This window comes from Herbiconiux ginsengi (genome assembly GCF_900107435.1).
Lineage (GTDB): Bacteria > Actinomycetota > Actinomycetes > Actinomycetales > Microbacteriaceae > Herbiconiux > Herbiconiux ginsengi.
This window is the reverse complement of record NZ_FNPZ01000009.1, coordinates 1-23,991: the sequence shown is the minus strand read 5'-3', so window position 1 is coordinate 23,991 and position 23,991 is coordinate 1. Positions and strand designations below refer to the sequence as shown.

Below are 23,991 nucleotides of genomic sequence, written 5' to 3'. Positions count from 1 at the left end.
CCCTTCTTTCACGTAGGCCGGTCGCCTCAGCATCTTCTAGGTAGGATTACGTACAGACTACATAAGTCAGTACCCTCGCTTACTATTCAGCTGGATTGTCGGGCTTGTGTCGGAACGTAGAGCGGAGCGGGCATGACAAACGCGAATCCCTGGCTCACTGGCCCCGAGCAGGCACCAGAGTCCGAGCTAGAGGCAGCTCCCGCCGCGACACGGCGACAGGCCCGCACCGGACCGTCGATGCCTCAGGCCGGCGTTCCGACGCCGGACACAGCTGACCGACTACCGAGATGGTCGCAGGCGTGGCCTGCGACCATGTGGTGGCTGGGCGTGCACGGCGGTGCTGGTGAATCGACTCTCGCGGCCCTGGCCGCCGGGAGCCGGCCCGCGCAGCACGGCTGGCCGATGGCCGATACTCCCGGCACACCGAGTCAGGTAGCTCTCGTCGCGCGAACGAGCTGGAGTGGTCTGACGGCCGCGCAGCGCGCCGCGACCGAGTGGGCGTCGGGCGTGTTGGGCAACTCGGTGCAGCTGGTCGGCCTGGTGCTGATCCCGGACGTGCCCGGCCGCCTCCCGAAGCCGCTGCGTGACCTCCAGCACGTCATTGCGGGCGGCGTCCCGCGCGTGTGGACGTTGCCGTGGGTCGACGCCTGGCGGCTCGGCCCCGTCGATCCTTCTGCCCCTGTCCCCAAAGAGTTCCGTGCCCTCCTGGCGGATCTGCAACTGTCGCCGACCGGCCCCGTTCACAACTGAAAGGAAGAACCATGTCGCTCCAGCTTCTTGCAGCCGACGTCGTCAACGTCATCGCCGCCCTGCCCGACCCCGATCCGGTCGCCCCTCCCGGATTCGAGGCGGTCGGCACGATCCTGGGCTGGGCCAAGTGGGTCGGGCTCATCGCCGCGATCCTCGCTCTGATCGCGGTGGCGGTGATGTTCATGTTCAACTCCCGCCGCGGCGAGGGCGGCGAGCACGTCAAGACGTTCGTGGCGATCCTCGTCGGCGTCATGGTCATCGGCGCCGCCACCGCTCTCGTCGGCTTCATCTCCGGCTCCTAACCACTGAGGAGGGACTGACATATGAGCACCGCTGACTCGCAAAACCCTTTCCGAAGTAGAGGGTTCATCGCCGCCGCGATCGTGGTCGGGGTGATTGTCCTGGCCGCGATCGTCGTACTCGTCACGTCCCTCCTCGGCGGAGGGAACAACAACGCCGACCCCACACCCGCGCCCACAACGTCGGCGTCGACCGATCCGGGCTCGGCCGACCCGAGCGTGTGCGGCCTGGAAGGGTTCGAGAAGACAAGCTCTCTCAACACCGCTCCCGACAACGAATGGGAGCTGGTGGGCACCGTGGCCGCGCCCACCGACGCAAACGGCGCAGGGCCAGGTACCGTCGACGACGGTTTCCGTTCTTGCTACGCGCACACGGCAGAGGGCTCACTGTTCGCCGCGGTCAACTATGTGGCTCTCGCCTCCGACAGCCGGAACGTTCCTCGTCTCCCCGAGCTGGTCGAGCCCGGTCCGGGCCGCGACGCGGCGCCAGCCGCCGGCGGCGGAGGGTCGTCGAGCACGAGAGTCCAGGTCGCCGGCTTCAAGATCAACTCGTACAGCGCAGATGAGGCGGTCGTCGACATCGCTTGGACTGTCACGTCGTCGGGTAGTGCCCTCGTAAGCATGCCGGTCGTTCTGCACTGGGTCGACGGCGATTGGAAGATCGTGCTCGACGACAACGGGCAACCTCCATTTGCCGCCTCACCGCTTGAGAATCTGGGCGGGTACATTCCCTGGGCGGGGGTCTGAAAATGGCTGCCGCCGACGAGAGCTGCAACTGGCTCACCGATCCCTTTGGGTGCATCCAGCAAGGGGTTGGCGACGTTGTGTCGCAGGCGTCGAACGATGCGATTCAAGAGCTGACGAACCGGGTTATGGAGGGATTCGGCAAGGCGATCGCGAGTCTGGGCAGCATGTGGGTCGCGGTGCCGACGCCGATTCTGACGGCCGGTGACGGGTCGACGACAGGTGGGGGAACGCCGCCCGGTAGCGAGGCGTTCACGACGATCCTCAACTACGTCACCTACATCGGTCTGGCGATCGCGGTTCTCTCGCTCATCGCTCTCGGCGCGCTGATCGCGCTGCGGATGCGGCGCGGTGAGGGGATGCGGAACCTGGGCGCGCTCGGTGTCGTGTTCATCGCCGTCATGCTGATTTCGGGTGCCTCCGCGCTCGTCGGCGGCATCCTCAGCTCGAGCGCACCTGGTGGCTCATCGTCGGCGGTCGGCTTCCTGCAGAACTCGCTGTGGTTCTACGTCGGCGGCCTCGCGGTGCTCTCCGTGATCGTCGGCGGCATCCGCATGGCGTGGGAGCAGCGCGCGCAGCCGGGCAAGGATCTCATTCAGTCGCTCCTGACCCTCATCGTCGTCTCGGGTGCGGGTCTGGCGATCCTCACTCTCGCGGTGACTGCGGCGGATTCGTTCTCCGTGTGGGTGCTGAACAACGCGACCGGCTGCGACGTGTCCGCGGGCGGTGAATCGCAGTGCTTCGGGACGAACGTCGCGGCCATGATCGCGCTCAGCACGTCCTCGCCTATCGGGCTGATCGGCGTGCTGATCCTCGGTGCGATCGCGTTGCTGATGGTGTTCGTCCAGGTCGCGCTCATGGTGGTGCGCGGCGGGCTCCTCGTGATCCTCGCCGGGGTTCTGCCGCTGGCCGCGAGCTTCACTAACACGCAGATGGGCAAGCAGTGGTTCGGTCGCATCGTCGGCTGGACGATCGCGTTCATTCTTTACAAGCCCGCCGCTGCGCTGATCTACGCGGCGGCGTTCCAGCTGGTCGGCACCGATGCCTTCCTGGACGACGGCGGCGGGCTGTGGTCCATCCTGACCGGCCTCGCGCTGATGCTCATGGCTCTCATCGCCCTCCCGGCCCTGCTGCGCTTCGTCGCTCCGATGACGAGTGCCGTTGCCGGCGGCGGCATGTCGGGCATGGCTGTTGCGGGCGCGGCAGGTGCGGTCGGCGGCGAAATGGCTAACGGCGCGATCCGGCGTTCTTCCGGCTCGGGCGGCGGAGCCTCCTACGCGGGCGGTGGTAGTGGTGGGGGCGCGTCGTCGGCGCCCAGCGGCGCCAGCTCTGCCGGCGGCGGTGCGGCCGCGACCGCGCGCCGCGCGGCCCCTGCCGGGGCGGGAGCAGGCGCCGGGGGCGCTGCTGCTGCCGGTGGTGGTGCCGCTGCGGGCGGCGCGGCCGCTGGTGGCGGCGCAGCTGCCGCGGGTGGTGCTGCCGCGGCAGGCCCGGCGGCTCCAGTGGTTCTCGGCGCGAAGCTCGCCGCGGACGTGGCCAAGGGTGCCGCGAACACGGCCAAGGGGGCTGTGCAGTCCGCGACTGATGACTCCGCTGGCGGCCCGAGCGGGTCGCAGTAGGCGGGGAGGGTTCTCATGACGATCACGACGGCAACCGAGACGAACGACAACGCGCCGCGCAGCTACGGCAACTGGACGAAACCGAAGACCGCCGGCTTGCTGGGCCTGAGCGCGCTCGGCACCGCGGTCCTGTTCGTCGGCGCCGGATTCGCGGTGCTGGTGACGATGTTCTCGAACATCGTCAACGGCGTCATCACGGGCGTCATCTTCGGCTTGTTCCTGCTGACGGTGGCGGCCAAAGACAAGCACGGACAAAGCCTGCTGATGCGGGCCACAACGAGGGCGGGATGGATGTCCACCAAAGCGAAGGGCACGCACATCTACCGCTCCGGCCCGCTGGGCCGGGCGGAGTGGGGAACGGTGCAGCTGCCGGGGTTGGCGGCCGGCTCCCGGCTCACGGAGTGGCGGGACTCCTACAATCGCCCGTTTGCGCTGGTCCAGGTTCCGGCGACGTCGCACTACACGGTCGTCATCGGCACGGAACCGGACGGCGCGGCGCTCGTCGACCGCGAGCAGATCGACGCCTGGGTGGCCGAGTGGGGGATGTGGTTGGCCCGCTTGGGCGATGAGCCCGGCATCGAGGCCGTGTCGGTCACGATCGAGACGGCTCCTGACACCGGCACGCGGCTGCGTCGCGAGGTCACGAGCCGCATCGACGACAACGCCCCGGAGTTCGCCAAGCGGCTCCTGGGCGACCTGGTGGACCGTTACCCGGCGGGGTCCGCGACGATCAAGGCCTACGTCGCGATCACCTTCCACGCCGCGGCCCGCACCGGGGGTCGCAAGCGCACCCCGGATGAGATGGGGCGCGAGCTGGCATCCCGGCTGCCCGGCATCACGCAGGGCCTCACCGCGACCGGGGCGGGTACGTCTCGCCCGCTGAGCGCACAACAGCTGTGCGAGGTCATCCGCATTGCCTACGACCCGGCGGCCGCGCGGCTGATCGACGAGGCGAACGCCGCCGGCGAGCCGCCGGAGCTGTACTGGCCGGAAGTGGGCCCGACCGCGCATCAGGCCGGGTGGGACACCTACCGGCACGACTCGGCTCTGTCCGTGACGTGGATGATGAGCGGCGCGCCCCGCGGGAACGTGCCCTCCAGCGTCCTGTCACGGCTGCTGGCACCGCACCGCGACGTCGCCCGCAAGCGGATCACACTGCTGTACCGTCCGATCGACGCGGCGAAGGCGGCCGCAATCGTCGAGTCTGATGTGCGCGCGGCGAGCTTCAACCTCACGACGTCGAACAAGCCGACCGCCCGCAACATGACCGCGGCCCGGGCCGCTTTGGCCACCGCGGCGGAGGAAGCCGGCGGCGCCGGCCTGGTGCAGTTCGGCATGCTCATCACCGCCACGGTGCTCGATGCCTCTCAGGAGGCGGACGCGAAAGCGGCGATCGACAACCTGTCCGCGACGGCGCGGCTCCGGCTGCGGCTGGTGCACGGCTCACAGGATTCCGCGTTCGCTGCGGCGCTCCCGCTGGGCCTGGTTCTGCCCAAGCATCTGCGGGTGCCTGGCGAGGTGAGGGAGCAGCTGTAATGCCCGCGATCGACGAGAGCCACCGGCGCCGCCGGTCACAGAAGCGCAAGCCGCGCGAACTGCCTACCGAGAAGGCCGCGCGCCCGGAGAAGGAGAAGAAGCCCGAGATTCGCCGGCCAGGCCCTCGCGGGTGGCTCGGTCGCGGCCGCGGTGAGGCCAGCGTGGTCCAGCCCGTCGACGAGTGGCGTGGCACCACCGTTCAGGTCTGTGGGCTGCATCCGTTCTCGGTCGGTACCGGCACGCCCATGGTCGGCGTGCCGATGGGCCTCCAGCTGTTCACCGGCGCGACGGTGTGCGCCGACCCGATCAGCTGGTTCCAGGACGCCGACCTCATCTCGAATCCCTCGGTGTTCATCCTCGGCCTGCCCGGCCTGGGGAAGTCAACCTACACCCGCCGCACCGCGGCGGGTCTGGCAGGCCTCGGTACCCTCCCGCTGGTGCTGGGTGATCTGAAACCCGACTACGTGGACATGATCCGCGCGCTCGGTGGCCAGGTGATCACCCTCGGCCGCGGCCGCGGGCACCTGAACATCCTCGACCCCGGCGAGGCGTTCGAAGCGGCCGAGCGGCTGCGCCAGGCCGGGAAGGAGAAGGAGCGCGCCCAGGTCCTCGCGGACGCTCACGGCCGCCGGCACACGATGGTGTCGGCGCTGCTGACGATCCTCCGCAAGGAGCCTCCGACCGACCGGGAAGAGTCGATCATCGACCGCGCCCTGCGGGTGCTCGACGAGCACCACACGGGCGTCCCGGTGCTCGGGGACCTGCTGCGCGTGATCCAGGAGGCTCCTCAGGAGGTCCGCGACGTCGCCCTCGACCGTGGCGACGACACCCGCTACAAGGCGATCACCGAGAATCTGGAGGCGTCTCTGATCAGCCTCACCTCCGGCGGTCGCCTCGGTGAGACGTTCGCGCACGCCACCGACGTGCCGATGATGCGCGACCGCCCGGTTGTGTACGACGTGTCGTCGATCGACGACTCCGACACCGACATGCAGGCCGCAGTCCTGCTGGCCTGCTGGTCGGCCGGATTCGGCACCGTGAACGTCGCGAATGCGCTGGCCGATGCCGGCCTGGAGCCCCGCCGGCACTACTTCGTCATCCTCGACGAGCTGTGGCGGGCGCTCCGTGCCGGTCGTGGCATGGTCGATCGCGTCGATGCCCTGACTCGCCTGAACCGTCAGCGCGGCGTCGGCCTGGCGATGATTTCGCACACGATGAGCGACCTTTTGGCGCTGCCCTCTGATGAGGACCGGATGAAGGCGCGCGGCTTCGTTGAACGCGCCGGCATGGTCGTCTGCGGAGGGCTCCCCGGCGCCGAAATGCACATGCTGACCAGCGCTGTTCCGCTCTCGCGCGCCGAGCAGGAACTTCTCACGTCCTGGCAGGACCCCGGCACCTGGGATTCGGGACCGGGCTCAGAACCGCCAGGCCGCGGAAAGTTCCTCATCAAGGTCGGCGGCCACCCCGGCATTCCAATCAAGGTCGAGCTGGTCGAGGCCGAACGCGCTATCAACGACACCAACAAGCTCTGGCACGCGACCACGGCGTTCCCTGCCCCGGACGAGTCGAACCCGATGATCGGCCTCGACGATGCGGAGCACGCCGCGCACGAGTTCGCCGTCGAAGTCGACGGCGCGGCGCCCGTCGAGCCAGAGGAGGGCGCAGCGTGAGCGCCACCAACAAGCGCGGGCAGGGCATCGACGGATCGACGATCGCCCTGCTGATCGCGGTCGTCGCTGCGTTCGTGATCCTCGGCAGCGTGTGGGCGGTCGTCGCGCTCGGCTCGCAGCTCGACGGGGTGAATGCGGACCGCACATCTGACCCGTTCGAGGTGTTCTTCGGCGTCATCCGCGGCACGGTGACCTGGCCGGCATCCGCCACCTGGATCCTCGTGGGGATTGTCGCCGTCATCACGGTCTTGGCCGTGCTGGTCGGCGTCTCGATCGCGCGAGCTCGCCGGCGTCGCAGCGCCGTCGACTCCGCCGCGATGCACATGGGCAAGGGTAAGCAGCTGCGCTCACTGTCGGCCACAGGCGCCCGTCAGACCGCGCAGCGGCTCGGCGTGCAGAACTGGGTCGGTGTGCTCGTTGGGATCACCGTGGCGGGCCGGCAGCGCATCTACGCCTCCCCGGAGGACATGCTGACGCTCGTCGCCGGCCCTAGGGTCGGCAAGTCCACCGCCTACGTCATCCCCGCGATCGCGGATGCGCCCGGCGCGGTGCTTACCACGTCGAACAAGCGCGACGTGCTCGACGCGACGCGCGAGCTGCGCGCGTCGAAGGGCCGCGTGTGGGCGTTCGATCCTCAGAGCATCGCTTTGGAGTCGCCCACCTGGTGGTGGAATCCGCTCAGCTACGTCACTGACGACGTGAAAGCCGCGAAGCTCGCGGCTCATTTCGCGTCCGGCTCGCGCGCGGGCGACAGCCGCGGAGACGCCTATTTCGACAGCGCCGGGCAGGATCTTCTCGCCGGCTTCCTGCTGGCGGCCGCGCTCGAGAACCTGCCGATCACCAAGGCGTTCACCTGGACGACCGCACCGGGAGACGACGACCCGGTGCGCATCCTCCGCCGGCACGGGTACGACCAAATGGCCGACGCCGTGTCGGGGCAGGTCAACGGCGAGGTCCGTCGCCGTGACAGCGTGTACGGTACGGCTGCGCAAATGGCGTCGTGCTTGAAGGTCCGCGCGATCGCGCAGTGGGTCACTCCTCAGGGCGACGGGTACGATCCGCGCCCCCAGTTCGATCCGCACGCTTTCGTGCGCAGTACGGACACGCTCTACAGCTTGTCCAAGGAGGGCCGCGGCACCGCCGGTCCGCTGGTCACCGCGCTTACCGCGGCGACGGTGGAGGCTGCGGAGGAGTACGCGACCACTCAGCCGGGCGGGCGTCTCCAGACGCCGATGCTCGGCGTCCTCGACGAGGCTGCGAACGTGTGCCGGTGGCATGACCTCCCCGACCTTTACAGTCACTATGGCTCCCGCGGCATCGTGCTCATGACCATCCTGCAGTCCTGGTCTCAGGGGGTGCAGGTGTGGGGGCGTGACGGCATGCGGAAGCTGTGGAGCGCCTCGAACGTCGCCGTGTACGGCGGCGGGGTGAAGGAGCCGGAGTTCCTGAACGAGCTGTCACAGATGATCGGTGATTACGATCGCCGCACCACGTCGACGAGCGTTGGCCGCGGCTCCCGGTCGACTTCGCACGGCATCCAGCGTGAGCGCACCCTGGACATTGCCGACCTCGGCGCGTTGCCCCGTGGCCGTGCGGTCGTGTTCGCCTCGGGAGCGCCCGCGACACTCGTGGAGACGGTTCCCTGGATGAACGGCCCCCACGCGGCCGCGCTGCGCGCCTCGATCGCCGCGCACGATCCCTCTCACAGCACCGCGGCGCCCGCCGCGACCCTCCCGCCCGACGTGTCCGATGCGTGGATCAACGACGCGACCCGGACGGAGCCGGGCGCATGAGTGACGTGCTCGACGACTTCCGCGAGGAGGACGGCCCGGAAGGCGTCGACGAGGCACCTGACCTCGTGTACGGCTCCGTCGACGAATTCGTGCGCGAGTACCTGCGCCACATGTACACCCGCCCGGTCGGCCCCGGGAACGCCCGCTATCGGTGGGCCGCCGCATGGTGGCGGTATCCGGAGGCCGTGGCCAGAATTGAGGGGCTGTGGCGTGCGTGGGAGCACCTGCGGCACGACCCGGCGACGGGCTCTAGCACCTGGTGGGCCGAGCACGCCGACCACCACATGATGATTCTCCTCAGTCCGGATGGCCCCTTCGCCCGATCGAAAGACACCTGCGAGCCCGGTGAACCGCTGCCGTACACAGAGCCTCCCGCGGGCTGGTTCCCTGATGTGCGCGCCGCATCGTGACGCGGCTAACGCGGATGCAGCCAGGCCGGCATGCTGCTCGGTTGCTATATACCCGACCGCGCAAACGCCGGCCGCCAGGCTCACATGAGGTCGTAGCCCTCGGGGGTCCCGCTACACGCTGTCTAGAAGCGTGATGAGCGCCGCATCTGAGCCGAAGGTGTCTGGCGAGACCGCAAGGATGTTCCCGCTTGATGCGGCCCATTGCCCTTCAACGGGAATCACGTAGATGGATGCGAGTCCTCGTGCGGCTGCCGCCTCGGCACGGAGGACGAGCGCGGTCTGCCGGTCGCTGAGGTTGCCTCTCCGCGCGACCTCTACCTGCCAGCTTCGATACTTTTCATCCCACACACCACCCGGCCCCGCGGCGGTGAACCACTCAGCCGGTTGCTGGTCGGGGAAGTCGATGTTCTCGACCGGTGTGTGCGTATAGAGCATTTCGTTGCAGTCCCATGCCTGCTGCCAGGCTTTCAGCCACGTCTGCTCGCGAGGGTCTTGCCGGGAAGGTTCGCCCTCGGGAGTCTCGATGGCGCGCGCCAGATCCTCCGGCGTGATCCTGAGGTCCCAGATTCTCCGCAGGTAGAGAAGCCGATGCGGAACATCGTCCCCCCAGACCACCATCGGGCCTGTTCCTGCGGTATCGGATGCCATCGGCGCCCGTACGGACTGCCCTAGAAGTTCCATTGTGAGATCTCCTCCCACGTCAGTTCACGGACTAGCTTCACTGAAGTCAAGCCCGTCACGGTAGACGCTTAGTTCGCTTTGCGGTGATGTGTGGGGAGCCGGTCTGGTGCGATCGGCTCCCCACAGCCGGTGAATCAGAAGCCGTCTGAAGGCAGGCCGGCGCCGCAGACGGTGCCAGTGGTGAGGATGACTGCACCGCCGGCGATTGCCGTGCCGCCTGTCGAGCTCGCGTAGAGCACACTTCCCGCGCCCGTCCATGTTGCCGGCGTGGGGCCTGACGGCCAGCTGAGCGTCGTCGCACCGTAGCCCGTCCAGAACGTGACGTCCCAGTAGATGCGGTTCGACACTGGTCCGGTCACGGTGTAGCCCGTCACAGCGCTGACGAGACGGCCGCTCGCAGAGGCGTCCACGAAGGACGATCCGCAGGGGCCATACACGGTGCCTCTGGCCGCCGCGCCATCGGCAGGCTGCGGCGTCATGATCCCTGTCTCAGCGTTCTCCGCTTTGGCTTCTTCGGTGACCGCGACAGATTCCCACGACCCGTCGTCGTAAGTGATGATCTCGTAGCCGTTCTCTCGAGCGACTTCCTCGTCGTATCCCGTGACGTACATCGTCGTTTCGACGCGGGTGTTAGTCGGCTGATCATCGGTCTCCGCAGCGGACGCCGCGGTCGGCGCGATGAGTCCCACCCCAGCCAAGACGGCCACCGCCAGCGTGGCGGCGAGTCTTCGGTTCTTCATGACTACTCCCCAATCTCGACTCGCCCCGCGCGAATCGTCCACTTCGACATGTATCGATGTAAGTAATACCCATTACTTACTTAAGCGAAGTGTGCTCCGCCTCCCGAGAATTCACAAGAGCCGAGGTGCAGCTGCGTAGCAGCGCTTAACTGTCGGGAATGAGCGCGCGAACAGACGACGCCCGGCGGTTTCGCGCAGCGAGGGTGCTCCCTCCGGTGACGTCGAGGATGGTTCCGGTTGTGCGGCGCGCTCGGTCTGAGATGAGGAAGCTCACCGCTTCCGCTACAACGTCCGGATCGGCGACGCCGCCCAGCACGGAGAAGCTGGACATGTAATCGTACGCGGCTGGATCCTGGAAGGCGCGGTGACCGTTGTCGGTGAAGCCAGGCACAACGGCGTTGACTCGAAGACCGGCTCGGGCGATCGCTTCGGCCATGTTGCGGGTCAGGGATTCGAGGGCGCTCTTGGTCATCGCGTACACGATGTCGCCAGGACTAGAGAAGTGGGCGCTGGCCGAGGAGATGTTCACGATACTTCCTCCTGGCGGCATGAGCGGAGCGAGCCCCTGGGAGAGGAAGAAGGGCGCGCGGACATTCACGGCCATGTAGTCGTCGAACTGATCGACGGTGGCATCACCAAAGCCTGGCCCGAGCAGCTTCGCCGCGTTGTTCACCAGCGCGCGCAGAGCGGGGGCACCGTTGGCCTCGAGCAATGTCTGCACGGCCTGCGTGACAATCGCTGGCCCGTCGGGCGAGCTGAGATCGCAGGGGATCGCTTCGAAGAAGCCGCCGCCGCTGCGGATGCGTTCACCCAGCATCCGGGCGCGGTCGTGACTGACGCCGTACTGGGCGATGATTCCGTACCCGTCGGCGTGGAGGCGCCAACAGATCGCGGCACCGATACCGCCGGTCGCGCCGGTGATCACGACGAGCTTTCGCATCGGTGTCCTCTCAGGTCGGTTCTGTCAATGCTGCGGTGAACGTACCCTTGACGACATTGCCTTGCTCGAGGTGGCCTCGGATGCCATTACCGTCGAGGGGGTCGACGCGCAGTAGTGGCGGCGGGTCGTGTTCGATGTAGCTCTGGAACCTGAGCGACAGCATCCGGAGCGGACGACCCCCCGACTCGCCTGTGACGGCCTTCTCAATTGCGGCCGCGACCGCCATGCCCGGCACGTGGTCTGTGCGGTGATCTGCAGTGAGTGGGTCGAGGAGATCGATGATCGCCGCGCCAGGAGACCTGTGTCCGCCCGGAGACTCGCAGATGGGGTTCGCGCCAGCCCGGGTGCGGACCCGGGCGTAGAGCGCTGGGGGCAGGAAGCTCACCCGGGCGAATCCATGCGCGAACGAGTTCCCGTCGATCCTGAAGTGGAAACGCATCGCGACTTTCCGTGACGACGCTTGCCGCGGAGCTACCGGGTCGGCACGGGAGACCTCGATCTCGCCGGCGAATCCGGAGTGGGCGCGCCAGGTGGGGTCAGCGTTCAGAGAGATTTCGGAAAGAACGAAGACCGCATCGGCGGCGACCTCGAGATAGCTGTGGGCAAACACGATGCCGGCTTGTCGTTCGATCTCGATCAGGTCGACAAAGCGCACGGCAGCTTGCCCCTCCGGGATGGAGAAGGTCACGGTGAATCGCCCAAGCTCATCGAGCCGTGCGGTACCCAACCATAGGTTTTGCTGATCGTGCTTGTGGGCTTCCTCCGCACGGACGCGCCACTGCCGGACGGGCGAGGCGTTGCGGGCCTGGTGACCGCTGCCCTTGCCCCCAGTTCCGGCTGCTGCGCTCGGGTCGGAGGAGCTTTGGGCACGCGCAGCCATCGCCTCGGCTACTCGTCTGGCTGATTGCTGAGGAGGTCGATGATGTGCGGCCTCATCCGCTGGAACCGCTTTGGGAACGAGGCCCACGTGTCCTCGATCTCCGAAAGAAGCTGGGCCCCTACGAACAGCACATTCACGTACTCCGCCGCCGCAGCAGTGTTCAGGCCCGGTTTGATTGAACCGTCTTCAACACCTTGTCGAATCAGCGACTCGGCAATCCGGATCCATTCGAAGTACGGGCCGTTCACGTCTGCATCCAAGCCTGTGCCCGGCTGCAGGCCCAGTTTGATACCAGCCTGAACGATGGTGTCTGAGGCGATCAGCTGACTCAGCCGGTCCGCAATGGCCAGCAGGGCGTCTAGCCCTGTCGGTTCCTGCTCCAGGGCCTCGGTGAGCGCGGCGGTCATGCGTTCCTGCTGCACCTGGAGGATGGCCTGCGCCAAGTCGACCTTGTTGCCGAAGTGGAAATACATCGATCCCGCGCTGATACCGGATTCGTCTGCGACGTCTTTGAGGCGCGCCTCTGCGTAGGTAAGTCGGGAGAAGACCCGTGCAGCTCCGTCAAGAAGCTCTGCTCGCGTCGAAATAGAGCGTTCCTGCACGGCTCGCGCAGTCCTGCGGCCTTCCGTTGCCATGTCGCTCACTCGCCTTCACCGCTCGGGTTATGCCGTAGGGCTTGCCTGCCAGCAGTCAGCAGAAAGTAAGTCTACCTACTATGAGCGGTCGCCCGCTGGTGCGCATGCCCGCCAGCCATCATGAAGCCCATTCACATCACAAATCGCCAGGCGGCCAGCTTAAGTAAGTCATTGCTATTACTTATGTGTGGTATGAGACTGATCATGTCTGTCGGGGGAGCGCTTTGCGGCCTGGACAGGTCGCGGCTGATTCGGCCGCTGAGACGAGGAACGAGACGGTCGACCCAAGTGTGAGGCGACCGGATCAACGACAGAAAGCTGGTATCACCATGGTTCAACCCCCAATCACCGCCGATGCGAGACGCAGCCGCCGAGTAATCTCGGCTGCTCTCGCCGTCACCACGCTTGCGACGAGCGTGCTTGTCGCGTCGCCCGCCTTCGCGGACGATGCGCTCGATGATGGGATTGCGTCGGCTCTGGCCGCGGTTCCCGCCGAGCATGGGGTACTCCAGGATCTTGCAACAGATCCAGCCGGGTCGGCCGAGATTCCCACCGACCCCAGCGACGGCCTCATTCTTAACTCCACGCGTGGGGTGACGCTTGAGGTGGCACTCCCCTTCGCCGGCACCGCGGCCGACGCAGTGGACATCGCGGACTCCGCGGTCGCATACGACAACGGCAACGGCTCCAGCACGGTGCCGACCGCGAAGTCTGACGGCTCGGTTCAGATTACGACGGTCATCCAGGATGCCGACGCCCCCACCTCTTACGAGTACGGCATCGGTAGCGCGGGTGGGACGAGCCTGCGCCTGTTCGAAGACGGCAGCGTGGTTATTGAGGACGCGGCCGGCGTCACCCTCGGCGGTGTCGTTGCCCCGTGGGCGTACGACGCCGAAGGCACTCCGGTGAAGACCTGGTATGAGGTCGATGGTTCCTCGCTCGTGCAGGTCGTAGCGCACGACGCCGACTCCTACGCCTATCCGATCGTCGCTGACCCTTGGCTCGGCATCAACCTGTTCTCCTGGATCACCGTCGATTCGTACAACAGCCAGCCGCGCGTCAACTTGCAGCCCAGCCCCTGGGGCGCAGCGCAGTGGGCTTCCATCGGCGGGCAGATCGTCATGAATACCGCGGGGTGGGACGAAGCCTGGAACTGGAACAGCACCGTTCGCTCGGGACTCAACAAGGACAGCCAGCGCCAGCAGTTCGAGTGCCACTCGCTCGGATCACCGTTCGCGGGCACCTGGAACCTGGAAAAGTTCCGCCCGAACCGCACCGTGCACTGGAGCGCTGGCGTCGCTATTCACCACTGCAACTGGACAACGCCCACCCTCTACTGAGGTAACTCCGGCCGGGGCAATGCAGTCGCCCCGGCCGGGACCTCACCTCACTTGCTATATGCCATGATCGGGTATATACCTAAATCATGACTTCCTTCACTCAGCCCGCATACTGGATTCTGGCCAGCCTCGCGGGCGGCCGCCGGCACGGGTACGAGATCATGCGCGAGACCAGCGCCGCCTCGAATGAGCAGGTGACCATCAAAGCAACCACCCTGTACGCGGCCCTGGAGCGGCTGGAACGCGACGGGCTGGTGGTCTCTGACGGAGATGAGGTGGTCAACGGGAGAGCGCGCCGTTACTTCCGGATCACGGAGCAAGGCTCCGCTCGCCTGGCAGCCGAGGTCGATCTGATCGAGCGATCAGCGCGGGCAACCCGCTCGCGCCTCGCAGCAGGCCAGGCGGCTTCTGTGTCGCCACGAGTCGCGGTGGTGTGACGATGACGGAACAGGAGCGGTTCAAAGATCTTCTGCGCTGGTACCCACGAGCATGGCGGGTTCGCAATGGCGACGTACTGCTGTCGACCATGCTCGACGAGGCCGAACGGGCGGGCCGGAACGCACCCACGACCGCCGAGCGGTTCTCTGTAGTCGCGCATGGGCTCGGAGTTCGGCTGGATCGGCGGTTTGCGATCGTCGCGGCGATCCTGGCGCTCTTGACCGCCGCCGCCGGCGCCGCCTCGGTGTGGGCCCTCCCTACTGTGACCGGAGCAGCCTGGGTGCTCCCAGCCCTCACCGTGTTCCTCGGTCCAACCCTCGTTGTTGCCGCGGGGATCGCGCTGGTCCGAGAGCGCGGCCTGGTGACCGAGCCGCGCGCCATACTTGCTCTCATCCTCTCTGTGCTCGCGTTGGCGGCGGCCGCCCTCACCCAGCTCTCGTGGGCGCTGGGGTTTGATGCCGCCGACCGCGGCATGCCAATCACCGGGCTCGCGGCCGCCTGGCCCTGGCTGTTCATCACAGCCTGGGCGGTGGGAGCGGCCGCAATCGTGACCTTGGTCAACGCGGCGCTACGCCGCACTCGCGTGCGCCCCAGCGCCGGCATCATCATCTCGGTCGTCGCTGGAACTCTGCTCGCGCCACCGATCGGAATGAGCCTGATATCTCCCTACACGGTCGCCGCAGCTGCCGTCGCGATGGCGCTGGCAATCATCGTTTCGAAACGGGCTCCCGTGCAGGCTCGAGAGTCGTCGAACCGGTCGGAAAGCTTGGGAGCGAACGAGATTCCCGCTCGGACACGCGCAGTCGCGCGCACGTCCGCCGCAATCTCCGCCGTCGTGTCAGCAATCGGCGTCGCCTACGCCCTCACCGGATCTCAGTGGGGAGGTACGCGTGATCAGACAGAGGCAATGGGACAGGGCATCACCCTTGCGCTGCTCGCCGCCCTACCCCTCCTCGCAGCGATCGGCGTCAGCGTCGTCGCGCGCGGCCGTACCCGGCCGCTGCATACCTGGGGGCCGCTGCTGCTCAGCAGCCTCGCACTGGGCGGTGTCGCTGTCGCCTACCGGGGCTCCCCCGCGTGGGACAGCATGGCACCGGGATTCGCGGTCAGTTCTGTGCTCGGCGGCGTCGCGATCGCATGGTGGACCGCGCCGCGGCTGCCTGGAGCTGTGCGATTGCGCGTCACGATCGCGCTACTCATCGGAGTGGTCTACGCGGCTTTCCTCGGTATCCTCATCACGCCGATGCTGGCGTTCTGTCTCCCTCTCATTGCTGCGGCGTTCGTCATCTGGACACCCGGCAAGCCCTCCCACGGCCCGCGCTCGAATGTGGTCGACGCGCTGTCATCGTCCGGTAACCCACTGCCGACCCCGAGCTGATGAATCGCGCAGCTCGACCCACCCCGATGCAGCGAGTCCTCACCGCCACGACCACTCTCGTGGTCACAGCCGGTCTCCTGACTGGCTGTGCACTGCTGGATCGCCATTCGCAGCTGACGATCGCGATGCTGATGGACGACGAGGGCTACACCGTCGACGTGACCACCAACCCCGTCGATATCACCGACACAGTCTGCGGCGACGACCTCAAGTGCGTTGAGGCATACAGCACCGACGAAGCGAACTACTACCGCTTCACAAGCCGCGACGCGGCGGCCTCCTACGCCGCGTCCGTCGACGACGGATTCGCTGTGCACTACATCGCCATGGACTTCACCGGCAAGAACAACGTCTCGACCGATGCCCAACGATCAGCCATGGAGCGACTCGCCGGCACATGGCAGGACTACGACGGGCCCTTCCCCGATCGGTAACGCGCCCCGTCATCCCGGCCTTGGTCCCGTACTGCTACTCGCCCACCCGACGACCTCCCGATTGTGTGGCCGCTCCTCTGTGGTGTCCAGGCCGCCCAGCGTCGCGTGCGGGGGCCTGATCATCAACTCCCTGGTGGGGGTGAGAAAGGGTCGCAGCGCCGGCCCTCAAGGTCTGTGTTCAGCCGTGGTGGATGGTCGCACCGTCGCCCTTGCGTCTGACGACATAACGGTCGGTGGCTGCGCTGCGCTCGACGATGCGGCCGGAGCGCCGGAGGTTTCCCGCTGCCTTCTCGGCCAGCTCCTCCGCGAGCTTCTGCGACCGTTCGCTGTACCCGCTCGTTGAGCAGCGCGGTCACACCACCTCACTCGCGCGCCTCCGAGTCGTAAACGGCCTCGGCAGCCAGCTGAGCCAAGGTCTCCTCGGACGGCAATGCCGCAGCCTCCGCAGAACTTAGCTCATACCGAGACACCGCCACGGGCTGGCTCGTGCCTGCGAGAGCGTAACGAACTACGGTCTCGTTCTTGTCTGCCACCAGGAGCATCCCCACCGTGGGCCGGTGGACGTCGTCTATGCGGAGTCGATCGTCGACGAGTGCGACGTAGAAGCTCAGTTGACCGGCGTCGCGAGGGTCGAACTTGGTGGTCTTAAGTTCGATGACGACGTAGCGCAGCTGCTCGACATGGAAGAACAGCAGATCGACGTAAAAGTCATCGCCGTCCACTCCGAAGTGGACCTGCCGGCCAACGAAGGCGAACCCTCGGCCGAGCTCTCGGAGCGTTTCGACGATCCGGTTCGTGAGGCGTTCCTCGAGGTCCCGCTCGGATGCATCCGAGTCGATCGCGAGGAAGTCCAGCGTGAAGGGATCCTTTGTGATCTGTTGCGCAAGTTCGGAGTCGGAGGGTTCCAGAGCGGCAGCGAAGTTGCTCGGCGCGGCTCCCTCGCGTTCGTGCAGGCGGGTCTGGATCTGGTGCACGAGCACAGCACGGCTCCAGCCGTGCTGCACGTCCTTTGCTGCGTACCAATCACGCAGATCCGCCGTATCGAGCTTGTCGAGAAGGTGTGTGATGTGGCCCCACGGCAATTCTCCGACAGGTTGTTGGAGAACTGCATCCTCGGTCCAGTTCTCCGCGAACCGACGCATGTAGGCCAGGTTTGCGAGCGAGAAGCCCTTCATGGACGGGAACTCGGCTCGCAGATCGTTTGCGAGTCGGCCCAGGACGCCGGTGCCCCACTTCTCCACTCGCTGACGGGCGAGAATCGTGTTGCCGATCCGCCAGTACAGTCGCAGCAACTCCGTGTTTGCCGCCCTCTGCACGGAGAACCGCGCTTCCCGGACTTGGCGTCTCAGCAGGGCCAGGGTTTCGGCGTAGCCTGCCGGTTCGATCTCGCTCATGTCCCCCGGTTCGTCGTCTGCTCCAATTCTCCAACAGGCTGTTGGAGAATTGCACACGTCATCGGGAGAGGCCGCCGCGGTCGCGCTGCTGCGTGAGCCCCGCTCGGGTTTTGCGGGGCTTGGGGGTGCGGCCGGTCGGCGTGGTGACCGCCTCGCGGGGGTGCTTCGCGTTGCCGGTGTCCGCTAGGACGCGGCCGCGGACCTCCTGCTCCGACGCGGTGCCTTCCAGCGACCGCGCGAAGGTGTCTCGCCGCTCTGCGCTGTCATACGCCACCGTGCTGCCGTTACGGGCTGCCCGGGCGTCCTGAGCGGCGTCAGCGGCCTCTCTGTCGGCCTGTGCGGCGATGTCGGGATCATCGGCCTCCCACGCGCGGCCGCGTGCGTCGTCGGCGTCCCTGTCCCGGCCCTCGGCGGTGGCGAGGAGGATCTGACTGGCGGTCAGCTCCTCGCCGGAGCGGCGGCGTTCCTCACGCGCTTCTGCGCGGTCGCGCTCCGCTTCTCGGAGCGCCTGAGCGACGGCGGCGGGGTCGGCGCCGGGGCGGTCGACGTCGACGCCGTAGCGGTCGCGGACCTCCCGGCGGATGGTGTCGTGCGCGGCGGCCGCGGTGTCGTCGTGGTCACGCCACGCGGTCGCTGTCTCGTGCACGCCGGCAATGTCCTCGACGCTCGCGCGAGTCCACCACTCGGGCTGGTTCACGACGGCGAGCTGGGCACGGGCGGCGCCGCGCTCGGCGTCGAAGCGTGCTTGCAGCTCGCGCGCCCCTTGACGGGCGTCCGCCTCCCGCTGGCGGGCAAGTTGCTCGCGCAGCCGGGAGATACGTTCCCCGAACTGCGAGGCCACTGTCAGGGCGATGCGCAGCGAGTCATCGAACGTCTCGCCTACGCCGTCTGTCTCATCGGCCATGATCGTTGGTCCCTTCTATCCCCTGCCGTTGCCGTCACGATCGCGTGACGTGTCGGACGTTGAACGTTTGCGTGGGGTGATCGGGTTGGGCAGCGGCGAGCGTGTGCCGGGAGCGGCGAGGCCGCGCTGCGCCCTGCGCACCGCTTCCTCTTCCGGGGTGAGCGCCGGCTCCGCCGGCTGCGCGGTGTCCTTCGTCGCGATCGCGGGTAGCCGCTCCTGAATCGCGGCGAGTTTGCCGCGCAGCGATTCGGTCATCTGCTCGGCGCGTCGCGCGTCCCCGGCGGCCTTGTGCGCGTCGAGCAACGCGACCGACAGTCGGCCGAGCTGGCGGAATAGGATCGCCTCCGCGGCGGTCCCGCGTCCGGCTGTGGCCGCCTGCAACAGGATCATTGCTGCGCCGGATGCCGAGCCCATCCGCACCGGCTTGGGTGCGGACTGGTGAGCGCGGATGTGTGCGCTGCGGGACAGCTCGCGGGCTGTCTCCGCGAGAGGGCCTGGTGTCGTCTCGACCCGCTGCGACCAGGCCGCGAACGCTCCGGCCGTCTCACGGGCGACGTGCGCCCATGTCGCCCGGTCGGTCGCCGGCACGTCACGCAAACGGGTGCGCAGTTCCCCCAGCTCCCGGCTGTACTGCTCCCACAGTTGCGGGTCCGGGGTCTCCTCCTCCCGGCCCGGCGCGACGGGTCGGTACTGCCACGGGTTCTTGCTCGTGGCGCGCCACTCCTCGACCGCGGCCTGCGCGGTCTGCGGGCCGTCCGGCCACCCCTCGCGCAGCCGCGGGAGAGTCAGATCGCGAGCGAGACGGCCGCCGCCGTACCACACGGGACGGTCCTCCCCAGTGGGGCGCAGAGCCACGGAGTAGCCGGCCACGACATCATCGCGTCCGGCCGCGTAGCGGGGGCGGATGAGCACCCCGCCGCGGCGCATCCGCCGCACGAACTCTCCTTCGTCCAGCGACGCGATCGCTGCGGCGCGCACCGTGCGCTCCAGCCGGTGCGCGTCGACCTCGACCCTTCCTCGGCGGTCGGCGCTCTCGCGTTCGCCCGGCTTGACACCGCGCTCACCCATGCCGAGCTGACGGGATTCCAACGGCGTCAGGGAGTGCTCGCGCTCCAGGTCGCGGCACACGTCCTGGGCGCGTTTGAAGTCGTTGTGCGTGCTCGCCTTCGTGCCGTCCTCACGCACGAGCGACACGGCGATGTGCACGTGATCGTTGCCGTTCTTCGACAGCCCGTGTCGCACCGCGACCCACCGGCACGGCGCCTTTCCTGACTCCTCGGTGAAGCCCATCCGGTCGACGAACTGCTGCGCGATCGCGCCCCACTGCTCATCGCTGAGCTGGCCCTCGTCGGCGTGCAGCGACAGCGAGCAATGCCACACGTCCGCGGGTACTCGCCCGGTGTGCAGCTCGCCGGTCTGAGGATCTTCGAACCGCACCTGACGAGTCACATCGACGCCGTAGGCAAGCCGCGGAGTGTCCAGCGCGATCCCAATTTCGCGTGCCGCGGCGGCGTCCAGAACCGCATACCCGTGGCGCGCCATGATCGCGTGATCGCCCGCAACAAGATGCTGCTCGGTGTGCTCGTTGGCGCGCCCCTCCCCCGCCAGGTACGTCATCAGTCCGACAACGCGAGTGCCGCGCGTGATGTTCGGGATCATGCGCCGGCCAGCTTGCGGATCGTCTCGTCGATGCGCGCGCTCAGCCGGCGGTATTCCGCGACGACGCTCTCGGCCTCCGCCGGGAACCGACCCTCCGTGTTCGCGTACCGGGCGAGCTGGTTGACGTTGTTGGCCACGGTGCCGAGCGTGCGCGACAGAGCGAACAGTTCTGCGATCGTCTGCTTCTGCTCTGTGCTGGTTTCGACGTTCGCGTTCATGCCGGCCTCGACCAGGAACCGCGGCACCGTTACGCCCGCGACAATGGCGCGGGCACGCAGCTGCGCGTCTTCCTCGGCGTTGGTCTTCACGACGTACCGGCCGGCGTCCCTCGGGGTTTCGGAGTTCGCGCGCCGCTGACGGCCGAACAGTCGTCGCTCGCTCTGCTCCGCCATGTTCTCACCGTCCCATCGGCCCAGCGCAGCGAACCCGCCTCCTGCGGGGACCATACGACCAGTATGCACCGCCGACCGCGCCGGGTCCAGACTTAGGGTACCTAAGTCTATAGCTTGCTCTACCAGCGGCTCCGCCCCGACCAGAACGCTAGTGGCGGAAGGGCTACCCCGTTGGGGCCGTTTTCTCTCTCGTCGACAGACTCGACCACGATCCAGATGAGTCGCACGAGCGACGCAACCGTGAACCCTGATGAGGCAGCCCAACGAGCGCGGGAACTGATCGAAGCGGATGTGAACACACGGGTCGAGGCCGTGCATCAGGTCGTGGCGGCGACGAACGATGCGGACGACGCCGAGCGACGCCGGAAGGACGCCACAGCTGCCCACGAGCGCGCGTGACGTGCAGCGATTGATGCGGGCTGGTCGGAGAAGGGCCTGCGCGCGACGGGCGCGCGCGCACCCGGCCAGACGAGCCGTCCCCGCCGTGCTCGTAGCGCCAACACCCGATCCTCAACTGGTGCTGGTTCCGCCTCTTCGGAGGAGTAGCCTCCGGCTCTAATCTTCGCAACGGCCCCCGTCACGCTGCGCGCTGACGGGGGCCGTTGCGTGGGGCAACTACGTTGCCTCTCGGCCTGTGGATGATACGCGCCGGTTTCACTGCGGCAAGGGCTTTCGCGGCATATCCTCCCTCGCTGCGCTCAGTCCGGTATTCCACGGTCCCTTGCCTCCGCGCCCCCAACGCTGTGATTCGGCTTCTGCCGAAAGGCAATGAGGTTTGGGGAGGAGAAGTGCCATGAACGATGAACCGCTCACCGTGTACTCCAAGGCCGGATGTGTGCAGTGCACCGCGACGCTGCGGGCCCTGGATGCCGCCGGCATCGCATACCGGGTGGTCGACCTCGCCGGCGATCCGGTGGCGTTGGAACACGTCAAGGAGGCCGGCTTCCTCCAGGCGCCCGTTGTCGAGGGTGCCGGCGATCCATGGTCGGGTTTCCGCCCCGATCGGATCGACGAGCTGGTCAAGTCAAGGGCGCGTGAGCGATGAGCACGAGGGTGAGCTTCGCGACGATCCAGACCACGCTCCCCGGCGGCGACGAGGACCACTACCGGCTCTCGCAGAAGGTCGCCGAACGCGACCAACAGCTGCACGACTACGGCCGGCACGGGTACCGGCTGGCGAACACGGTGACGGTCGCTGGAACAGAGTTCGTGACCGTCATCGACACACTCACGAAAGAGGACGACTGATGCTGCACGAGCACTCCCCCGCCCCCGTCCTGCTCACCCCCGATGAGGCGGCAGCGATCCTTGGCCGTGACGCGGCAGAGCTACGACGGTGGCGCGAACAGAACGTCGGTCCAACCTTCCACGACCTCGGCCGCGGGCTCATCCGATACAGGCGCGACTCGGTGCTGGACGCCGCAACAGCTAGCCCGGCTCTATGAGCCGAACCCCGATCCGCCCGACAATTTCCTCGGAAGCCTTCGGTGCCCGCGACGACCCTCGTATCGTGGATGCATGGGCGAACGGAGAGCGCTTCAGGTGGTCGTGCCCAACGTGGTCGGGTTGCCGTTCCATATCGGGAGGGATGTGGCCTCCAAGGCGAGCGTAGCTCTCGCGAACCCCGACCCCGACGGGCCACCGATCGGCAGTCTGGCATGGCCCGGTCTGTACTACATCGTGAGACAGAACCCGGCGCCGGGAACTGTGCTCTACGAGTGGGATTCAGTCGCAGTCGAGGTCGTCAAGCACGGCGACAGCCCCGACCCTGCACCGGCAATCCCCCGCCCCGCTCCGCCAACGAACACGGCCCACGCAACTCCCGAACGCGAAGGCTACGTGGATCTCACCGACAAATGATCTGCTGAACGCGGCCGCGGCAGACCCGCGTTGATGTTCTCGGACTGCGCCAATGCGCGACGAACGGACGCGGAGCTGACGTGCAGCGTCTTGGCGATCGTGTCCCACGTTGCCGGCGGGGTCTGGGCGCGCATCTGACGGGCGACCTCGATCCGCTCGGCGCTCATCACCGTGGGGCGACCGCCGACGCGGCCCTGGGCTCGCGCGTATTCCAGACCGAGCCGGGTGTTCTCCCGGATCGTGTCCACGCGCAGCTGCGCGAACACAGCGACGATGCCGAACAAAGCCCGGCCCATCGGGGTCGTGGTGTCGATCACCGGTTCGGTGAGGCTCTTGATATCGACGCCCTTGTCCTCCAGCTCATGCAGCGTCTCGATGAGGATGCGCTCGGTCCCTCCGAGCCGGTCCAGGCGGCGCACCAACAGCACGTCGCCGGCGCGGAGGTAGTCCATGCACGCGAGCCACTGCGGGCGATCCTTGACTCGGCTGGAGTCGCCGTGGTCGACGAACACGCGCTCTGCTCCTGCCGCCTGCAGCTCGGCTTCCTGCGCCTTCGGGTTCTGCTCACGCTTGGACACCCGGGCATATCCGACAACGGTCATTAAGCGTCCTCCTCGGGCAGGCCGTAGCGTCGGCGTGTACGTCGGCCGAGCGCGTCGACGTCGATCAGGCCGTCCACGCAGGCAGCTGCATCGGCGAGATACTCGGTGCTCGTCCGGAGACTCGACATCGCGGTGCTGTGCGCAGCGTCCGCCACGACCTTGGCCCGCATCGCCTTCTCGTCAGCGTCGATCATCGCCGTCCCAATCCCCGCTCGCTGCTTCTGCTCTCCGGCGGCCTCCGTCGCCGTGTAGAGCGGTCTTCCGATGGCGGGCGGAGGATGCCTGCCGGGTCCTGGCCGAACGCGCGTCGCTGCGTCTCGATCAATGCGCGCACCTGCTGTCCCTGCGGGGTCTGCTCGAACAACAGCCCCGACATCGCGTCGTGCTGCGCGGCGCGATCGTGCTCGGTGAAGCTCTGCACGCGATCGCGGAGGTAACTGGCCAACGGCCGCTCCGAGCTGGCGACGGCCTGGAGCCGCACGGTGCGCAGCTCGTCGACGTCGACACGCTCCCAGTCGATCCGGTAGCCGGCGGCCGCGGCGAGCTGGGTGACGAACGCACTTTGGCTGCGGGTGTTGCCGTCTCTCATGGGATGCAGCGCTGTCAGTTCGCCCCAGTGGTATGCGAGCCTGTCGACGAACTGGTCGTGCGGCATCCCACGGAGGTAGTTGTCGCGGCGCAGCCCGTCGTCGATCGCGCGGGCCTGCGGCGGGATGAACTCGGGCCGGCTGTACGGGATACCGGTCCCCATCGCCTGCGCGTCGACGTCGCGCAGGCGACCGGCGAACGGGTATATCTCGTCGAACAGGCGGCGGTGAATCGCCTGGAGCTGCGCGACGTTGAAACGCTCCGGCAGCGGTTCGCGGGACATAGCCGCCCACCGTACGGACGCAACG

At 67.4% G+C, this 23,991-nt stretch carries 28 protein-coding genes; 16 read left to right on the top strand and 12 right to left on the bottom strand.

The features are described from left to right. The first annotated feature begins 312 nt into the window (after positions 1-312). Genes BLW00_RS21800 through BLW00_RS21765 form a run of 8 tightly spaced genes read left to right on the top strand, consistent with a single transcriptional unit; the run spans position 313 to position 8,818 of the window. On the top strand, positions 313-750 hold the full coding sequence (locus BLW00_RS21800) for a DUF6668 family protein (protein ID WP_217634474.1): 438 nt from the start codon (positions 313-315) through the stop codon (positions 748-750). 11 nt (positions 751-761) lie between these two features. Then, the gene (locus tag BLW00_RS21795) at positions 762-1,052 is read left to right on the top strand and encodes a hypothetical protein (protein WP_092558257.1); all 291 of its coding nucleotides are present in this window, start codon (positions 762-764) and stop codon (positions 1,050-1,052) included. A gap of 21 nt (positions 1,053-1,073) precedes the next feature. Beyond that, a complete protein-coding gene (locus BLW00_RS21790) occupies positions 1,074-1,796 on the top strand; it encodes a hypothetical protein (protein WP_139256844.1) in 723 nt (240 codons plus the stop codon). Positions 1,797-1,798: 2 nt separating this feature from the next. Beyond that, positions 1,799-3,409 carry a hypothetical protein gene (locus tag BLW00_RS21785; RefSeq protein WP_092558253.1) on the top strand — a complete coding sequence of 537 codons (1,611 nt, stop codon included), beginning with the start codon at positions 1,799-1,801 and terminating at the stop codon, positions 3,407-3,409. 15 nt (positions 3,410-3,424) lie between these two features. Further along, on the top strand, positions 3,425-4,945 hold the full coding sequence (locus BLW00_RS21780) for an SCO6880 family protein (protein ID WP_175494539.1): 1,521 nt from the start codon (positions 3,425-3,427) through the stop codon (positions 4,943-4,945). Next, complete coding sequence (locus tag BLW00_RS21775) at positions 4,945-6,615, top strand: ATP/GTP-binding protein (RefSeq protein ID WP_245741736.1); 1,671 nt, start codon at positions 4,945-4,947, stop codon at positions 6,613-6,615. The genes BLW00_RS21780 and BLW00_RS21775 overlap by 1 nt, the downstream gene beginning before the upstream one ends. Then, the gene (locus tag BLW00_RS21770; protein WP_092558251.1) at positions 6,612-8,408 is read left to right on the top strand and encodes a type IV secretory system conjugative DNA transfer family protein; all 1,797 of its coding nucleotides are present in this window, start codon (positions 6,612-6,614) and stop codon (positions 8,406-8,408) included. Before BLW00_RS21775 ends, BLW00_RS21770 begins: the two co-directional genes overlap by 4 nt. After that, the gene (locus tag BLW00_RS21765; RefSeq protein WP_092558249.1) at positions 8,405-8,818 is read left to right on the top strand and encodes a DUF4913 domain-containing protein; all 414 of its coding nucleotides are present in this window, start codon (positions 8,405-8,407) and stop codon (positions 8,816-8,818) included. Before BLW00_RS21770 ends, BLW00_RS21765 begins: the two co-directional genes overlap by 4 nt. Positions 8,819-8,929: 111 nt before the next feature. Here BLW00_RS21765 and BLW00_RS21760 read toward each other — a convergent pair whose 3' ends face one another. From BLW00_RS21760 to BLW00_RS21740, 5 genes are all read right to left on the bottom strand, one after another. Continuing rightward, positions 8,930-9,466 carry a hypothetical protein gene (locus BLW00_RS21760; protein WP_139256843.1) on the bottom strand — a complete coding sequence of 179 codons (537 nt, stop codon included), beginning with the start codon at positions 9,464-9,466 and terminating at the stop codon, positions 8,930-8,932. A 167-nt stretch (positions 9,467-9,633) separates the two neighbouring features. Then, on the bottom strand, positions 9,634-10,239 hold the full coding sequence (locus BLW00_RS21755; RefSeq protein ID WP_092558245.1) for a hypothetical protein: 606 nt from the start codon (positions 10,237-10,239) through the stop codon (positions 9,634-9,636). Positions 10,240-10,384: 145 nt separating this feature from the next. Then, positions 10,385-11,164, bottom strand: coding sequence for an SDR family NAD(P)-dependent oxidoreductase (locus BLW00_RS21750; protein WP_175494537.1), 780 nt, complete (start codon positions 11,162-11,164; stop codon positions 10,385-10,387). 25 nt (positions 11,165-11,189) lie between these two features. After that, positions 11,190-12,059, bottom strand: coding sequence for a hotdog family protein (locus tag BLW00_RS21745; protein ID WP_092558241.1), 870 nt, complete (start codon positions 12,057-12,059; stop codon positions 11,190-11,192). 8 nt (positions 12,060-12,067) lie between these two features. Further along, a complete protein-coding gene (locus BLW00_RS21740) occupies positions 12,068-12,694 on the bottom strand; it encodes a TetR/AcrR family transcriptional regulator (RefSeq protein ID WP_139256842.1) in 627 nt (208 codons plus the stop codon). 329 nt (positions 12,695-13,023) lie between these two features. Between BLW00_RS21740 and BLW00_RS21735 the strand changes: the two genes are divergently transcribed. The 4 genes from BLW00_RS21735 (at position 13,024) to BLW00_RS21720 (ending at position 16,284) form a co-directional block, all read left to right on the top strand. Next, on the top strand, positions 13,024-14,034 hold the full coding sequence (locus BLW00_RS21735; RefSeq protein WP_092558237.1) for a hypothetical protein: 1,011 nt from the start codon (positions 13,024-13,026) through the stop codon (positions 14,032-14,034). Positions 14,035-14,120: 86 nt separating this feature from the next. Next, positions 14,121-14,471 carry a PadR family transcriptional regulator gene (locus tag BLW00_RS21730; RefSeq protein ID WP_092558235.1) on the top strand — a complete coding sequence of 117 codons (351 nt, stop codon included), beginning with the start codon at positions 14,121-14,123 and terminating at the stop codon, positions 14,469-14,471. A 2-nt stretch (positions 14,472-14,473) separates the two neighbouring features. Further along, positions 14,474-15,850, top strand: coding sequence for a hypothetical protein (locus BLW00_RS21725; protein WP_092558233.1), 1,377 nt, complete (start codon positions 14,474-14,476; stop codon positions 15,848-15,850). A gap of 26 nt (positions 15,851-15,876) precedes the next feature. Next, on the top strand, positions 15,877-16,284 hold the full coding sequence (locus BLW00_RS21720; RefSeq protein WP_092558231.1) for a hypothetical protein: 408 nt from the start codon (positions 15,877-15,879) through the stop codon (positions 16,282-16,284). 362 nt (positions 16,285-16,646) lie between these two features. Here the strand turns inward: BLW00_RS21720 and BLW00_RS21715 are convergent, their stop codons facing one another. The 4 genes from BLW00_RS21715 to BLW00_RS23665 are packed head-to-tail and all read right to left on the bottom strand — an operon-like array spanning position 16,647 to position 20,687. Beyond that, the gene (locus BLW00_RS21715) at positions 16,647-17,678 is read right to left on the bottom strand and encodes a PDDEXK nuclease domain-containing protein (RefSeq protein ID WP_092558229.1); all 1,032 of its coding nucleotides are present in this window, start codon (positions 17,676-17,678) and stop codon (positions 16,647-16,649) included. Positions 17,679-17,736: 58 nt separating this feature from the next. Beyond that, entirely contained in the window at positions 17,737-18,582 is an 846-nt protein-coding gene (locus BLW00_RS21710; protein WP_092558227.1) for a hypothetical protein, read from the bottom strand. A 15-nt stretch (positions 18,583-18,597) separates the two neighbouring features. Then, positions 18,598-20,241, bottom strand: coding sequence for a relaxase/mobilization nuclease domain-containing protein (locus tag BLW00_RS21705; RefSeq protein ID WP_092558225.1), 1,644 nt, complete (start codon positions 20,239-20,241; stop codon positions 18,598-18,600). Then, positions 20,238-20,687 (bottom strand): MobC family plasmid mobilization relaxosome protein, encoded by a 450-nt coding sequence (locus BLW00_RS23665; protein ID WP_175494535.1) that lies wholly within the window; start codon positions 20,685-20,687, stop codon positions 20,238-20,240. Before BLW00_RS23665 ends, BLW00_RS21705 begins: the two co-directional genes overlap by 4 nt. Positions 20,688-21,426: 739 nt before the next feature. On the opposite strand from BLW00_RS23665, the gene nrdH reads away from it, so the two are divergent. From nrdH to BLW00_RS23160, 4 genes are all read left to right on the top strand, one after another. After that, complete coding sequence (nrdH, locus tag BLW00_RS21695; protein WP_092558221.1) at positions 21,427-21,678, top strand: glutaredoxin-like protein NrdH; 252 nt, start codon at positions 21,427-21,429, stop codon at positions 21,676-21,678. Continuing rightward, the gene (locus BLW00_RS21690) at positions 21,675-21,881 is read left to right on the top strand and encodes a hypothetical protein (RefSeq protein WP_092558219.1); all 207 of its coding nucleotides are present in this window, start codon (positions 21,675-21,677) and stop codon (positions 21,879-21,881) included. Before nrdH ends, BLW00_RS21690 begins: the two co-directional genes overlap by 4 nt. Continuing rightward, positions 21,881-22,078 (top strand): helix-turn-helix domain-containing protein, encoded by a 198-nt coding sequence (locus BLW00_RS24475; protein WP_092558217.1) that lies wholly within the window; start codon positions 21,881-21,883, stop codon positions 22,076-22,078. The genes BLW00_RS21690 and BLW00_RS24475 overlap by 1 nt, the downstream gene beginning before the upstream one ends. 73 nt (positions 22,079-22,151) lie before the next feature. Further along, entirely contained in the window at positions 22,152-22,493 is a 342-nt protein-coding gene (locus BLW00_RS23160) for a hypothetical protein (protein ID WP_139256840.1), read from the top strand. Here the strand turns inward: BLW00_RS23160 and BLW00_RS21680 are convergent. From BLW00_RS21680 to BLW00_RS21670, 3 genes are all read right to left on the bottom strand, one after another. Then, positions 22,469-23,095, bottom strand: a complete 627-nt coding sequence (locus BLW00_RS21680; protein ID WP_092558215.1) for a recombinase family protein — start codon at positions 23,093-23,095, stop codon at positions 22,469-22,471. The genes BLW00_RS23160 and BLW00_RS21680 overlap by 25 nt on opposite strands. Then, positions 23,095-23,289, bottom strand: coding sequence for an antitoxin VbhA family protein (locus BLW00_RS21675; RefSeq protein ID WP_092558213.1), 195 nt, complete (start codon positions 23,287-23,289; stop codon positions 23,095-23,097). The genes BLW00_RS21680 and BLW00_RS21675 overlap by 1 nt, the downstream gene beginning before the upstream one ends. After that, positions 23,286-23,991: Fic/DOC family protein (locus BLW00_RS21670; protein ID WP_217634473.1), on the bottom strand; the 706-nt coding region annotated here is incomplete at its 5' end. The genes BLW00_RS21675 and BLW00_RS21670, both read right to left, overlap by 4 nt.